General features: G+C 41.4%; 6 protein-coding genes. 1 reads left to right on the forward strand and 5 read right to left on the reverse strand.

What is annotated here, in order from left to right; genetic code table 11:
• Nucleotides 1-183 precede the first annotated feature (183 nt).
• The 5 genes from ACH3Z1_RS02870 to ACH3Z1_RS02890 form a co-directional block, all read right to left on the reverse strand.
• Nucleotides 184-1,626 (reverse strand): RagB/SusD family nutrient uptake outer membrane protein, encoded by a 1,443-nt coding sequence (locus ACH3Z1_RS02870; RefSeq protein ID WP_490820332.1) that lies wholly within the window; start codon nucleotides 1,624-1,626, stop codon nucleotides 184-186.
• Nucleotides 1,627-1,677: 51 nt separating this feature from the next.
• Nucleotides 1,678-4,767, reverse strand: a complete 3,090-nt coding sequence (locus tag ACH3Z1_RS02875) for a SusC/RagA family TonB-linked outer membrane protein (protein WP_490820333.1) — start codon at nucleotides 4,765-4,767, stop codon at nucleotides 1,678-1,680.
• A 417-nt stretch (nucleotides 4,768-5,184) separates the two neighbouring features.
• The gene (locus ACH3Z1_RS02880; protein ID WP_490820334.1) at nucleotides 5,185-6,645 is read right to left on the reverse strand and encodes a RagB/SusD family nutrient uptake outer membrane protein; all 1,461 of its coding nucleotides are present in this window, start codon (nucleotides 6,643-6,645) and stop codon (nucleotides 5,185-5,187) included.
• Nucleotides 6,646-6,669: 24 nt separating this feature from the next.
• Nucleotides 6,670-9,801 (reverse strand): SusC/RagA family TonB-linked outer membrane protein, encoded by a 3,132-nt coding sequence (locus ACH3Z1_RS02885; protein ID WP_490820335.1) that lies wholly within the window; start codon nucleotides 9,799-9,801, stop codon nucleotides 6,670-6,672.
• 353 nt (nucleotides 9,802-10,154) lie between these two features.
• Nucleotides 10,155-12,443 carry an efflux RND transporter permease subunit gene (locus ACH3Z1_RS02890; protein ID WP_490820336.1) on the reverse strand — a complete coding sequence of 763 codons (2,289 nt, stop codon included), beginning with the start codon at nucleotides 12,441-12,443 and terminating at the stop codon, nucleotides 10,155-10,157.
• Nucleotides 12,444-12,698: 255 nt separating this feature from the next.
• Here ACH3Z1_RS02890 and ACH3Z1_RS02895 point away from each other — a divergent pair.
• A partial coding sequence (locus tag ACH3Z1_RS02895; protein ID WP_490820337.1) for a beta strand repeat-containing protein occupies nucleotides 12,699-16,324 on the forward strand: 3,626 nt, incomplete at its 3' end.

Consider the following 16,324-nt stretch of genomic DNA (forward strand, 5'->3'; position numbering starts at 1 on the left):
GTTACTTCTGTATCTAATGCATATACTACCGAAGTTTTCTATTGATGACTTTTTCTACATCGGATGGTTATACGCAGTACTGAGAACGAGAAGAAAGGGCGTTTGCTCAGAGGATTATAGACAAAAAGAGAGACGGTCTTACAAGACCGTCTCTCATATTAATCGGAGTAAGTTAATTACTGATTAGTTACCATATCCAGGGTTCTGAACCATCAAGGGGTTAGCTTGCATTTCAACCTGAGGAATAGGTAATACAAAACGGAAGTTACCAGCTGCTAATGTAGTAGTAGCATTTACCTGAGCCAGGTCAGCAACCAGGCGAACAACAGGCAGGTTTCTTCTTCTCAGATCCCAGAAACGGTGACCTTCGAAAGCCAGTTCTTTAAAACGCTCTTCCATGATAGCAGTAATGGCTGCGTCTTTTGTAGCCAAAACTTCATTTACATAACCATTAATACGGGCAGCACGTAAAGCGTTCAGATCTGCTGCTGCACCTACTAAATCATTGTTTTCAGCTCTTGCTTCTGCACGAATCAGGTACATTTCTGCTGTACGGAAGAGTTTCGCATCATTTACGTTTTCGTTTGCTGTTGCATAACCAGTTCCCTGGTATTTGGCAATCAAACGTGTAAACTTACGTGCTCCACCAGCCAGCAATGGCTCTTCTTTGAAATAAGTAGCGTAACGAATATCGTTTGCCTGATCGTACAAATCGTAGAGTTTTTTGGAAACTGTCCAAGTTACCACACCAATATTAGATGCATTGGGTGATGTACCACGGAAAAGAGATCCTAAACGTGCGTTTGAATTAGAACGTGCCAGTTTGAACGCTACTTCAGATCTATTACCGGTAGCATCAGACCAGATACCTGGGAAATTTGCTCTGCTAGCCAGAGGAATGGCATTGATAAATTCAGTAGAGTATGTAACTGCATCATTCCATTCTTTCAGGTAGAGTGCTACACGCGCCTGCAAAGCTGTTGCAGCCATTGCATTTGCTCTAACAATATCTACTGTTCCGGAATAAGGTGCCAGCAAAGTTTTAGCTTCTGTAAGATCGGCTTTTAGTTTCTGGAAATAAGCACTCACTGTAATACGAGCCAATGGTTTCAGTGAAGGTGTTTCCAGGTATGGCATTGCCAGATCAGTACCTACAGTGCTACCGCTGTAAAAACGGTATAACTCGAAGTGTGCGAATGCACGGAGGAACAAAGCTTCACCTCTCAGCCTTGAGCGAAGTGCCTCATCACCTGCACGACGAGCTTCAGCATTTGGTAAAGCCAATAACACGCGGTTTGCGCGGTCAGCTACACGATAGTATGGAGTAATAGCTGTGTAGTTATCACGGATACCTACGTCCTGCGTACCATACTGCCATTCGTGAACAGTTGCTGCATTATAGAAATCTGCAGACACCAACTCATCAGACATTACGGCGTTCATTCCAATAGGCATTTCTGGGGGTATACCTACATAGCCACCAATAACAGCCTGTTCGTTGTTTTCAATAGTTTTAAGTGCAACATCACCTGCAATCAGATCCGTTTCCTTGATCTCCACCAGTTTCTGGCAGGAGAAAAGAGAGATCGTTAAGGCCGACAGCACTAATATTTTCATTCTTTTCATTTTTCTGATTTTAGAAATTCATTAATGAATATCATCTTATAGTTCTCACTATTAGAAATTAATATCCAAACCTGCAACAAACATTTTAGGGTTAGGGTATTCATTCAAGCTGATATTGTTATCATCTTCAGGATCCAAACCTCTCCATGGGCTCCAGATTGCCAGGTTCTGTCCCTGAACATAGAAGCGGGCTCCTTTGATCAGGTTCTTCCCGTTACCCAGTTTAATAGCTGGAATCTGGTAAGAGATATTCAGGTTTCTAAAACGGAGGAATTTAGCATCTTCCAGGTCAGAAGAAGTAAAGTCTCTGTCGAATGCAGAAGATTGATAGAATTTGTTATCACCAGCTTTCTGCCACTGACCATCGATCAGTTCGCGTGAAGCACGTACTGCACCATGGTAACCCGGTGTACCGCGAGTAATCCAGTTACGGATATTGTTACTACGAACAACATCAAACTGATAAGAGAACAATGCAGATACAGTGATGGCTTTATAACGAATTTCAAAAGTAGCACCACCCTGGTGTTTAGGAATAAAGCTACCGAATTTAGAGAAACGGCCAGCCTGAGCCAGGTTATTGGTAACACCACCAGTTGGTGTTTCATATCGTGGAGCACCAGTTGCAGGATCTGCGCCCAGGTAATTGTAGTTGTAGTGTGAACCATAAGGCAATCCTACAGCAATCAGGAATGTACCAGATACATATTCATTAACTGCACCAAGGTCTTCAATTTTGTTGGTATTGATAGAATGATTAATTCCAACATTTACATTGAAATCTTTTTGTTTAACCACATCAACTGAAGCAGAGAATTCAAACCCTTTATTGGTCATTTCACCCGCATTGATGTTCTGGGAAGTGGTTGGTGCACCGGTTGTTCCAGAAAGTTGGTTTGATACGAACAGACCAATCGTTCTGTTATTATAATAGTCTACTGAAAACTTAGCACGGTTGTTCCAAATGGCAAAGTCGATACCAGCGTTCCATTTTTTCACATACTCAATTTCCAGATCTGGGTTACCGGGGCTATTAGGGGCCTGACCAGCAATGGGAGAACCAGAATAGGTTACAGCACCAAAAGTTGGTAACTGGGGACCCTGGTAGTTGGTGATACCACCAAAGCTTACACCATTTCCGTAGTTACCTGTACCGATTGAACCGAAGTTTGGTACAAGACCATAAGTTACACGTACTTTCAGATCAGAAAGGATGTCCTGATTCTGGAGGAATTTCTCCTGCATTGCATTCCATGTAAAACCAGCAGACCAGGTTGTGATCTCACGGTTCTCAGGATTAACAATACGGGAAGTACCATCTCTACGAACGTTCGCGTTTACAGTATACTTATTGTTATATGTATAACGCAGTGTTCCGAAATAAGAACGGATACCGAATCCACTTTTTGCACTCGAAGCATTCTGAGGCATTACTGCAGCACCGTTTGTTGGCAATGAACCAGCATTCTGACCGGTTTCAGTCAAACGGGTATCAAGGTTAAACAATGAAAAACCTAAGTTTTTATTGTAGCCTCTGATACCTTCAAAATAAGCACCTGCTTCAACCTCATGTACGCCTGCAAATCTTTTTGAATAAACCAGGCTGGTGGTATTAATCAGTTGGGTAATCATTCTGTAACCCTCCTGAGCAAGACCTCTGTTATAAGTTTGACTGGTACCCGCAAATGAATTCGGGTTGATATAACGTGAAGTTTGATCGCTAGACACATCTAAACCAAAAACATTTTTAAGGGTCAGACTTGGTAAAATCTTGTACGCGGTAGTTAAACCTGCGTTGATTTTAATCTGGTTTCTGGTGAGTGAAGAATTTTGAATTCTTTCCAGCAAATTCGCCACTTGCTTCAATGCCAGACTTGAGCTGGTACCAAAGTTAAGTCCGCCAGTTGCAGTATATGGATTCTCATAAGTTTTTGCACGGTAAGTCATCTGGAAAGGGTTCAGCGGGCTGTTACCCAATTGCTCACCTTCAGAATATTTACCTTTTGAAAAACCAATGGTAGAATTGAGGGTTACACTCAATTTATCAGTAGAGTGATCGATATTGAAACGCGTATTGTAACGGGTCAGGCTTGATCCTAAATCGATACCTTCCTGTTTGAAATATGAACCCGAAACATAGTATCTGGTTCTGTCAGATCCACCAGACATATTGATCTCATGTGACTGAGAAATACCCTGACGATAGAAAATATTGGCATAGTCAATATCGATTGCACGGATACTATCTAAGATTTGTTTTTCACGAACATCAGAAATACCACCAAGGTTGGTAGCGTTCAATGGAGAATAAACCCATCCTGGTGTGTTTGGCAGTTTTTCACGCTCTTCATAAGCGAGCATTTCTGCTGTATTCATCAGGTTCATACGCTCAAAGCTTGGGCGTTGTGTAAAACCTACCTGGGTACGGTATTGGAAACTTGCTGTTCCAGACTTACCTCTTTTGGTAGTAATTACGATAACACCAGTACCACCACGTGCACCATATAATGCAGCAGCGTTGGCGTCTTTTAATACAGTGATTGATTCAAAGTCGTTGGCGTTCAAAGACTGGAAATCGGCATCAGGTGTAGGAACTCCATCAATAATGTAAAGTGGTTGTGTACCTGCACCAGCGAGTGACTGTACACCACGAATTCTGATGGTAGGGCTGGTACCAGGCTGACCAGAACCAGAGTTTACCAGCATACCGGGTGCACGGCCCTGTAATGCCTGGTCGAAAGAACCAACTGGAACTGTTTCAACAGCTTTGCTGCTGATTAAGGTAGCAGCACCTGAGAACTGTGATCTTTTTTCTCTTGAGTAACCAGTTACCACCACTTCTTCCAGTGATTTGGTTTCTGATTCCATAGCCGCATTTACTACTGCACCTTTGATGGCTACATCAAGTGCCTCGTAACCTACGAACCTAAATGTGAGTGACTTTGCAGCAGCAGTTACATTGATGCGGTAGTTACCTGTAGCATCTGTAATGGCATTTGCTGCGGTGGTAGATACAGTAACACCAACAAGCGGTTGACCTGTTTTCTGGTCTGTTACTTTACCTGTAATGGTTCGGTTTTGAGCCCAAACCTGCGCAATGGTTAACAGTGCGCACAGAAAGACTGTGACGAATTTTCTCATTATTTCAGTTTTTAAATAAAAAATGCGATCCGCAATTTAGTTAAAGAAAACATAATTGCACACTAATGGACATGCTTCGGTAATAAAAAGCTGCGTTTTTGGTCAAAAAAACAACGTAGAAAAAAAATGCGTATGTCTAATACATTGTTTATTAATTAATTAATAAACATATTGAATTAATAATTATATTAACGGTGCTTAGTTTTTTCTGTGGGACAACATGAACAGCTTACAATTGGTGTGTTTGAGTTGGGTTGAATGCGCTGTTTTTTTGCCTAGAATGGCTTTAGGCTAATTAGCCGGAAAGTTTATAATAAATTGAAAATCAACATTTTGTAAATATAAAAGCCGACAGGTATTCTCCTGTCGGCTTTTATGTAGTTTCCGGACGGATGTTTTTCCGTTCGTCAAAGTAGATTAGTTGTCAACACATAATGGGTTCAACAATAATTCACTGGAAGAAATGGGCCAGATATACTGCTGAGCGGTTGGAGCAATAGCTGCAACACCTGGTTTAGCTGGCAGAGGCAGACCCAAACGGGTAAGATCAGTACCACGCAAACCTTCACCCAGGAATTCAATTCTTCTTTCATTTACAATGGCATCTGCCAATGCATCAGCATTTGCAAAATTCAGCGGAGTGAAAATAGTTGCAGCGTCGGAACGACCACGAACCGCATTCAATAAAGCGATAGCCTGTGCATCTACAGTATTAGTAGAACGAACGCGTGCTTCGGCAAGGTTCAATAATACTTCTGCATAACGCATAACTGGTGCGGGGTCAATAAATGTAGATGGCACACTGTATTTGGTCAGGTAGCTTTTACCACTGAATACCTGAACGAAGCTTCTTCTTCTGTCGGTTGGCAACCAGCCGGCATCAGAAATGATACCGGTTCCCAATAATGAATATTCTCCATTACCACCATTGAAAGCAGAAGGTCCATAATAATAACCCAACTGGTTTTGTGTACCGGGCTGCTCGTTAGAAGCAAATGGCATAGACAAAATTGATTCAGTTGTGTAATAGTTAGTGGTAAACATGGTTCTGTAATCTGCCTGCAATGCGTGAGCAACTCCTGTAGAAGCAACAAACGGCGCTGTAGCACTTACAATTTTATTGGCTTCCGTAATTACATCTGCATAACGACGCATACTCAGTAACACACGTGTTTTCAAAGCTATAGCTGTGTTTCTGTGTGCACGGGTAGTATTTAATGTTGCGTTTGCATTGGTGAGCGGCAGGTTTTGTTCTGCAAATGTCAGGTCAGCAAGAATCTGTGTATACACTTCCCCAACGGTAGCGCGAGCCAATGCATAATTACCTGAACCGGTATTCCCTGTTAAACGCAGAGGTACACCTGGCTTACTTCCATTACCATCCCAGAATGGACGGGCATACAGTTGTAACAGTGAATAATAACTCATAGCTCTTAACAAACGGGCTTCACCCAGGAAGTTGTTCGACAAAGTGGCGCCTACTACTGTTGTTCCTTTTGCGGCCATACCATCGATAAACACGTTAGCCAGATTAATAACATAGTAAGCACGTGACCAATGGTTCAGTACGCTGTTGGTAGAACTGTTACTGGGTGTATAGTTCCAGATATCAAAACCAGTTACCACATTGGTACGGTCGTTCATGAATTCTTCCCCACGTATATCGTTGAATATCTGGTATCGACCACCATACATTCCCGAGTTTTTAATTGAAGCATAGATAGAACGTACCTGACCTTCAATTCTGTCTTTGCTATCGAAAGCGGTCAGATCAGAAATGGCATTGGTAGGTACCGGATTGATGAATTTGTCTTTGGCGCAGGAGGTCAATTGAACCACCGCTGCAGCCATGATCACATATAATAGTTTCTTTTTCATTTTACTGCATTAATAGGTTAACAATTAAAATCCTACGTTCAGACCTACAGTCAGACCTCTCTGGTTAGCAACTGTGTTTCTGTCAACACCAAAATTGGTGGTACCGTTACCATTGGATGAAACCTCAGGATCAGGACCAGGATATTTGGTGAGGATCAGCAGGTTGTTTCCATTGATATAGAAACGGGCACTGGTGATCTTGATTTTTTCCAGTAAAGATTTTGGCAGGTTATAACCAATGGTCAATGTTCTCAGTTTAACAAAGTCGCCTTTGAACACGTTGATGTCAAGTGGGAAAGATGAACCATTTGATACGTTATCGCCAAATACAGCTTTAGGTATATCGGTTACATCTCCTGCTTTCTGCCATCTTCTTAATACAGCAGTCTCATTGTTCCAGAAACGCTGATCTCTTAAACCTGCCTGTGTACCATAATAAATCCAGTTACCAAACTGGTAAGTCAATAATGCAGTCAGTTCAAATCCTTTGAACCGGAATGTATTTTCCCAACCACCAAATATTTTAGGGTTGGTGTTTTTGTACACAACAGCATCTGCATTACTTACAGTACCTGCTGTTGTTCCATCAGAGAACATAAATCTTGCCTGTCCGGCCGGAGCTACGTGCTGGAAGTACACATCACGACCTGCGGCATTTACAAAGATTCTGCGACCAGTTGCAGGATCAACTCCTTTTGTACGGGTTACAAAAATCATGGAGATCGGATGACCAGGTAAGGTAATACTAGGATTCTCCAAACCACCTGTTGAACCAATAATATTGTTAATACCAGGTGCCAGTGAAGTTACTTTATTGGCATTGGTAGCGAGGTTAAATGAAGTATTCCAACTGAAGTCTTTTTTACTTACAGCATTCCAGTTCACCTGAAACTCAAAACCTCTGTTATACATGGTTCCGATGTTTTGTGGAATGGTTGAAGGCAGACCTGCTGAAGGAGGCTGTGGCACAAACAACAACAGACCATTGTTGTTACTGTTGTAATAACCGATCTCTGCTGTTACTTTATCTTTCAGGATACCAAAATTGATACCAACATCTGTCTTTTTACTGGTTTCCCAGGTAAGGTTAGGGTTACCTGCCTGACTGTAAGCTACAGTAGCATTACCACCATAGAGACCTGATCCGAATTGTGACAGAGAAGCAAAGTTACCCAAGCCTCCGATATTACCTACTTTACCATAGCTGGCTCTTACTTTAAAACTGCTGAATACTCGATCCAGTTTCGCTGCTGACCAGAATTTTTCATTCATCACTTCCCATCCTGCAGATACACCCCAGAATGTACCATATTTTGTATTGGCACCCAGTTGAGATGCACCGTCTCTTCTCAGGTTACCGGTAAGGTAATATTTACGATCGTAGTTATACTGAACACGACCGAATTCTGAATAGAGATAGTTTTCGCCAATAGCTAAACCGGCTGTGTTAGGTGTAGCCCAACCACCCTGGATATTGGTAAACGCGGGATCAGAAACCGTAATACGGTTCAGACCAAAACCAACACCATCAGATTTCTGGTGCTCTATACCAGCCAATGCACTTACAGAATGTTTTTCACCAAAGGTTTTATCAAACTGTAAAGTAGTAGTCCACACCCATCTTTTGCTTTTGTTATAAGTAGCAGTTACAGAACCTGTAGAAGCAAAACCTTCACCTGATATTGGATGGAAGAATGCATCATTATCAGATAATACATAATCGATACCATAAGTAGTACGACCAGTTAACCAGCTAAAGGGTTTGATCTGCGCATATACGTTGCTGATGATATGTTCGATATAGTTATCATTCCTGTTCAGATCGAGTTGAATAACAGGGTTATTAAAACCAACCTGGCCCTGTTTATTGCCCATTACACCAATCAAGGCACCACTGTAGTTATAGGTGCCATCGTTGTTGTATGGAGAAATATTTGGAGCAGTTACCTGAACCACGCGACCCAGACCTGCGGTAGAGAATGCATCACCCAATGAACCAGAGCTTACAGCAGCGAGGTTTTTCTCAGATGAATACTGGATCTTACCACCAATATTGATTGCTTTACCAACTTTATGATCTACGTTCATCGTAAGTGATAAGCGCTTGTAATCATTTCTTCTGATGATACCCTGTTGCTCAGTGTAACCTGCAGAAAAATAATAACTGGTTGCTTCATTAGCACCAGATACACTGATGGTATTGCTATGCTGTACACCGGTACGATATACATAATCATACCAACGGGTATTGATGGGCTGGCCATCGGGACCATTGGTTAATGCGAAAGCATTGGTTGCTGCATTGAAAGTACCCGCATTTACCAGTGCCGCATTTTTGTAGTCTGTATACTGGAAAGCATCCATCAGTTCTGGCAAACGTTGAACCTGGCTAAAACCTACCCAGCTATCCAATGTTACTTTTGAACGACCTGCTTTACCTTTTTTGGTGGTGATGAACAATACACCATTGGCAGCGCGGCTACCATAAATAGCTGTTGCTGCTGCATCTTTGGCAACGTCTACACTCTCAATATCGTTAGGGTTAATGCTCGCCAGGATATTACCTGCAGCGCTTGTCGCACTGAAGTCACCGGTGAACATAGGCACCCCATCCAATACAATCAAGGGATAAGATGAAAGAGAAATAGAGTTGGTACCACGAATACGAATAACTGGTGGCGAGTTCAAAACGCCACTTGGAATGGTCACCTGTACACCCGCTGCACGACCACCCAGCCCCTGATCAAAGCTCTGGTTTGGCTTATTGGCCAACGCATCACCTTTTACACTGACGATACTACCGGTAATCTCTTTTTTCTTCTGTGTACCATAACCTACCACAACTACTTCAGACAATGATTTGTCTTCTTCAGTCATGCTTACGGTGATAGAATTTTTGTCGGAAATGCTGGCATCCAGGATATTGAAGCCAACATAGCTGAAGCGAAGTGATCTGACATTTGCGGCTACCTGGATAGAGAAGTTGCCCGCATTGTCTGTAACGGTTCTTCTGTCAGAACCCGCTGAAACGGTAACACCTGAAAGCGGTGCACCTTTGGAGTCCGTAACCTTACCCGTGAAGGTTCGGCTCGTCTGTGCCTGGAGTTGTGCCATCAATAGCACAACACTGGCAACTAGTGCCAATAATTTTCTCATGCGCATTTTAGTTTTTAGGTTTATAGAAGTGTTAAATTTAGACAGCCAGTTTTATAAAAACGCTGTTTGACCTAAAAAAAAGATGTACTGACCGAAAAAATCTTTCTGACAAGTGGATGTTTGAAGAAAAATTAATGTAATTAGTTGATAATAAGCAATTTATAAAATAACTACTAATCTGAACTCACTTATTCTAAAGAGACTGATAACCTGCAAATCCGTCTCCATTCCCTTCTTTTTTAAAAAAAAGAGTCATTTTCATTCCAAAATGATATTTTATTTTAATGTATCAAATGAGACATACAACAAAATATCATTCTATATATATCACTTATTGTCTGAAAATTACATTTTCATTTTCCTTTACGCCGCTGAAAATGAAGAATCAGTACGGGCAAAAGCACCAGATTCGTTAATGTTCCTATGACCAATGTAAGAGATGTTAGCCAGCCAAGCGCTTTGGTACCACCAAAATCACTGATACAGAAAATGATGAATCCGGCTATCAGAACAAGTGAGGTATAAATAATACTGATACCTGTATGCCTGATGGTTTGTATCAGTGTTTGTGCCACCTGCTGGTTGTAATGTGGCAACTCCTGTTTATAGTTAATGAGGAAACGAATGGTTACATCAATAGCAATACCAAGCGCCACACTAAAAACAAGCACCGTAGACGGTTTCAGTGCAATACCCACCCATCCCATAATACCCGCGGTAATGACCAGTGGAATAAGATTGGGTATTAATGAACAGACCAGTATACGAAACGATCTGAACAGATAAAGCATACACAAAGTGATGAGCAAAAAGGCCCAGAAAATACTTTCCTTTAATCCTTTGATGATAAAACTCGAACCTTCCAGGAATGTAATGCTGCTGCCCGTGAAAGTAATTTTATAAGACGCCGTATCAAATATTTCATTGGCTTTCTTTTGATAGTCAGCTATCAATAATGGCAATTGCGCACTTCCTACATCTTTCATGTTCACCGTTATTCTCGCGACCTGCTTGGCACTGTCCATAAAATTGCTGATGATTTTTGATACCCCTGTTCCTGTATTACTATTACTGTCTGTTTTTTGTTTCAGGTATGGGCCCATAAACGCAAGATCACCTTCGTAAGGAACATCGTAGCTTAAAGTATCGCCATCATAATATGCCTGCTTGGCAAATTTTAATCCCTCTGCAAAAGACAATGGTCTTGCTGCTTCTGGTTTGGCAGCAATATAAGCGGAGAGTTCATTGATACGCGAAACCGGACCTGTATTCCTGAGTAATCCGTTTTTCTTTTTTGTATCTACCAGAATCTCTAATGGCATTACACCACCAAAATGTGCTTCAAACCATTTGAGATCGGTATAAATTTTATCGGTCTTGGGAAGATCATCTACAATAAACCCTTCACTCTTCAAACGAAAAATACCCATTACTGCAAATACACTTAATGCAATGGTTACTCCATACACCCATTTGGCATGGTGGAAGGTCCAGCGTTCAATACGAACAAGTACTTTTTCGAGAAAGGGATTATCAAGGTACTTGGTATGCCTGTCTTTCGGAGGCTTCAGGTAACTCAATACCACTGGTATGAAAATAAGTGATATCACAAAAAGTGCCATGATATTGATACCCGCTACCATACCAAACTCCTGTAGCAGTGCACTCTTGGTTAATGCAAATACAGCAAACCCAATAGCTGCAGCAATATTGCAAAAGAGTGTAACAATACCCATTCTACCCACCATGGTAATAAGTGCTTTTTCTTTATTACCTGTTTCCCTGTATGCTGTATGGTATTTATTGAGAAAATAAATACAGTTGGGGATACCAATTACTACAATCAATGGTGGTATTAACGCATTCAGCAGTGTGATTTTATATCCCAGCAATACCATTGTTCCTAAACTCCATACTACACCTATACCAACAACTACAAGGCTCATCAGCATAGCACTGATGGAACGAAAGAAAATCAATAAAGTAATAGCAGATAATACAAGTGATCCTATCAGGAACCAGTTCATTTCATCTTTGATACGATTTCCTACTGTTGTTCTGATGAATGGAAGTCCACTAACATGCAATTCAGTTTTTGTTTTTGTCTCAAACAATTCAACCTCATGCATAATATCATTAATGAGTCTTGTTCTGCCTTTGCTGTTAATGGTATCACCATTTACAGATACACCCATCAGATAAGCATTACCTGAGTCGCTGTACAAAAGCGTTTTATAAAATGGCAAATGAAGAAATACCTGTTTTGCGGAATCCAGTTGAGCCTGCGCTTTGTATGGAGATTGAAATATTTTTTCCGGAACCAATTGTTGTTCTTCGCGATTGTTACGAAGATTCACGGCATCGGGTATACTCAAAACACCTGTTACACCATTGATATTTTTTAATGACTGGTGCAGTAATGCTACTTCATTGAAATAGTCTGCCGAATAAAATTGGTTCGTGTCGAAACCCAATACGAGCATATTTCCGTCGCCGCCAAATTTTTTCAGAAATGCCTGGTATTCCTGGTATCGTGGATTATCGGTAGGAATAGCCCTCGTAAACTCATAACTCAATCGCACTTTTGTTGCATAAAAAGTCATGACCCCTGTAGCAATCATCAACAAAAAAATCAGAACCAAACGTTGTTTTAAAATAAATTGACCCAATCTATACCACATGATCTGTAAATAGTATTTTTCTTAATGTATAAAGAATAGAACTAGTGCTGTTAATTATGTAGGAATTGAACTACAAAGAAAAGAAGATTATGTCATATACCGATAACATTGATTAGCGCATACTGTATTGTACATTGCATTCATCCTATGAGAGCTGTATACAGAGAAAAGTAATCTATCTGGCTTTTTTCTGATAACACCTTATATCCAATATCCATGATCCCCCGAAAGTACACATACCATGTTGTGCTCTTGTTTTGCTGTCTATATACCTCACTGGTATTAAACGGGCAAGGCACTTGTTCTAGCAGCGCATTAGCACCTGTGTTTTCACAAACTTTTGGACAAGGGGGCTCCTCTTCTTCCAAAACAACAGTGCCCTCAGGATTCAACACCAACTATTCCTTTCAAAACAGTGGCGACCTTGACGATGGTCGTTATATTGTTACACCACGTGTTCAAAATTCAGGTCGAAACGACTGGGCAGTAGGGAACGACCATACTGGCAATTCGAATGGCAATATGTTTCTGGTGAATGCTGGTACCGGCGGATCTGTTTTTTTTACGCAACAGGTGAATAATCTTTGTCCGGGTTCTACTTATAATTTTTCAGCCTGGTTAGCCAATGTGAATACCACCAGTAACACTTTACCCATTTGCGGTAGTGGTTATGTATATCCGAATGTAACTTTCAATATTAAAAACACTTCAGGTACTATTCTTGCTACTTATAGCACCGGCAACCTGCCACTAACAGCCAATCGTTCTGTAGCACCTAACTGGCAACAATATGGATTTAGTTTTGCACTGCCTTCCGGTACTACATCACTTGTACTTGAAATGGTTGATGCATACGGTGGACAGCCACAATGTGGTAACGATCTGGCCATTGATGATATTCTTTTTACAGCATGTACACCTACTGCGAGCATTTCATTCAGCACTGGCACAACCATATGCTCGGGCACCAGTACAACCATTAATGCTGCTATCACCAATAACCCATTTACTGCTCCAGCCTATCAGTGGCAGAAAAGCACCGATGGAGGTACTACATGGTCTAATATTGGTACGGCAGGAACCACCAGTAGTTACACCATCAGCAGTGCCAGTACTACCGACAATGCGTCTTATCGTGTTATTGTTGGTCCGGATGTAACCAGTTTAACTTCCAGTACCTGTATTACAGCATCAGCGGCTGTTTCGCTTACAGTTGCTTCTGTAAAACTGAATGATGATGTACTTGAATGTAATAATGGTATCACCAGTTATAGTGCTTCCGATCCTTATTATAAAGTTACCTATAGCAACAACAATGCAGGTAACAGCTATTTATGGTCTGTATCAAGTTCAGGATCATGGAGTTTTCAGGGTTCACATAACCCTTCTTCACAGTATCCGCGTTTTCAGCTTAACAGCTCTGCTGCTTATACAATAAGCGTTCAGTTCACAACCAATGGTGTAAGCTGCAGCGATACACAGGTTGTCTTCAAGAATGCGGTTGCCACAGCAAGTATTCTTAATTCAAAAGATACTTCCATTTGTTACAATACGAGTTCAGTAAATCTATCCGGATCTGTTTCTTATGTTACCAACAATTATAGCTGGAGCAGTTCCGGAACGGGCAGTTTTTCAAATGCCAATTCCTTAAATCCTACATATACTCCCAGCCTTGCCGACAAAGCTGCCGGATCTGTAAAGCTTTATTTTACGGGTACTTCCACCTATAACGCAACAGGTAATTGTGGGCTTAACGTAAGTAAAGATTCGATGATTTTAAGAATCTATCCGAACAATCTCGGTACAAACTCTACGTTGTCTATATGCTCTAATCAGTTGTTATCGTATTCGCCTTCTTCCACTCAGCCAGGCAGTACTTTTTTATGGACTTCTTCTTTTACAACTGGTTCAGGTAGTGGTAACACCCTGAATGGATCAGGAAATATCAGCGATCTTTTAATCAACGCTTCTACTACCACTGCTGCTGTTGTAAGATATGTGATCACTCCTTATTATGCGGGTTGTGCTGGCACACCATATACACTTACTGTTACAGTGAACCCCAATCCTGCCATTTCCATCACCAACAATACAACTGAAATTTGCTCAGGATCTGCTGCCAACATTCAGTTTAGCAGTTCATTGACGGGTTCATCTTTTAGCTGGACTTCTTCTGTTATTACAGGAACAGCTTCAGGTAATTCATCTAATACTACTCCATCTGCCACAGCTACCATTACTGATGTGTTAACCAATACATCTACCACAAATGCAATTATTCGATACAGGATCACCACAATTTCTGTAAATGGTTGTACCGCAACAGACTCAACGACTATTACAGTTAAACCCAATCCTACAATTGCAGCAGCAGGTACCGATCAGCTATTATGTAATCTTGGTTCTGTGCAATTAAATGGCAATACCGCATTAGTGGGAACAGGTAACTGGACAATGGCTACCGGGCCTTCTGCCGTTACATTCAGCAATGCTTCTTTACCCAATAGTTCAGTAAGTGGATTGATACCCGGCACTTATGTGTTTGTATGGTCTATTTCAAATAGCCCTTGTACTGTTTCGAGAGACAGCGTGAGTGTTATCATCAGTCCTGAAACTGTTGCAGGTACTTTATCTGCCAATACAAATGTGTGTTATGGAACGAATACCGGTTCTTTAACACTGACTGGTTTTACCGGCAATATTATTCGCTGGGAGTTTTCTAACAATGGTGGGACTAGCTGGGCCAATATTGCCAATACAACCAATACTTTTACATTCAACAACCTAACGGCTACTACTTTATATAGAGCAGTGGTACAAAGTGGAAGCTGTAGTATCCAGTTTTCCAATTCGGTTACTGTTACTGTTGATCCATTGACTGTACCAGGTACTTTGAGTGGTACAACAACCGTATGTTCAGGCAGCAACTCGGGCACTCTTACACTGACTGGATACACTGGTAATATTATTCGCTGGGAATCATCCATTGATGGCGGTGTTACATGGCCAAATAGCCATGCTGTTAATACCAGCATTTATACTTTCAACAATTTAACGCAAACCACCACATTCAGAGCTGTTGTTCAAAGCGGAACCTGTGTTATTGAATACAGCAATGCCATCACTGTTACTGTTTCTCCTGTTACCGTTCCCGGTACACTTGGCAACAATGCCACAGTTTGTGCAACTGCCAACAGTGGTACATTAACACTCAATACCTATACTGGTAATATTGTTCAATGGGAGTTATCGGTGAATAATGGCGGAAGCTGGACAACCGTTTCAAATACCAGCAACACGCTCAACTATACAAATCTTACCGCTTCCACCCAATACAGGGTTTTGGTGCAGAGTGGTGTTTGTCCGCCTCTCTATTCCAACATTGCTACCATAACTGTTGTACCTCCTGTTGAAACACCCAATGCAGGGATTGATTTTGCAGTGTGTAATGTGGCAGCTACTACTTTAAATGCCACTACGCCTTCGGCAGGAAGTGGTAGCTGGTCATTTATTGCTGGTCCGTCTGCAGTAAGTTTCACCAATGCGGCTGATGCACATACCACCGTAAATGGGCTGGTAGCCGGCATATATCAATTTGAATGGACAGTTAGGAATGGCATATGCAATAATTTAAAAGATACTGTTCAACTCACTGTGTACCCTGCTACTGTACCCGGCACTTTATCTGCCAGCAATACGGTTTGTGCTACTGCCAATAATGGTACACTGACCCTTGCAACTTATACAGGTAGTATTCTACGTTGGGAATCTTCTGTTGACAATGGTACTTCATGGACTACCATCACCAATACTACCAATACACTCAACTATACAAATCTTAC

It is taken from the genome of Sediminibacterium sp. FW305-C-49, assembly GCF_058231085.1.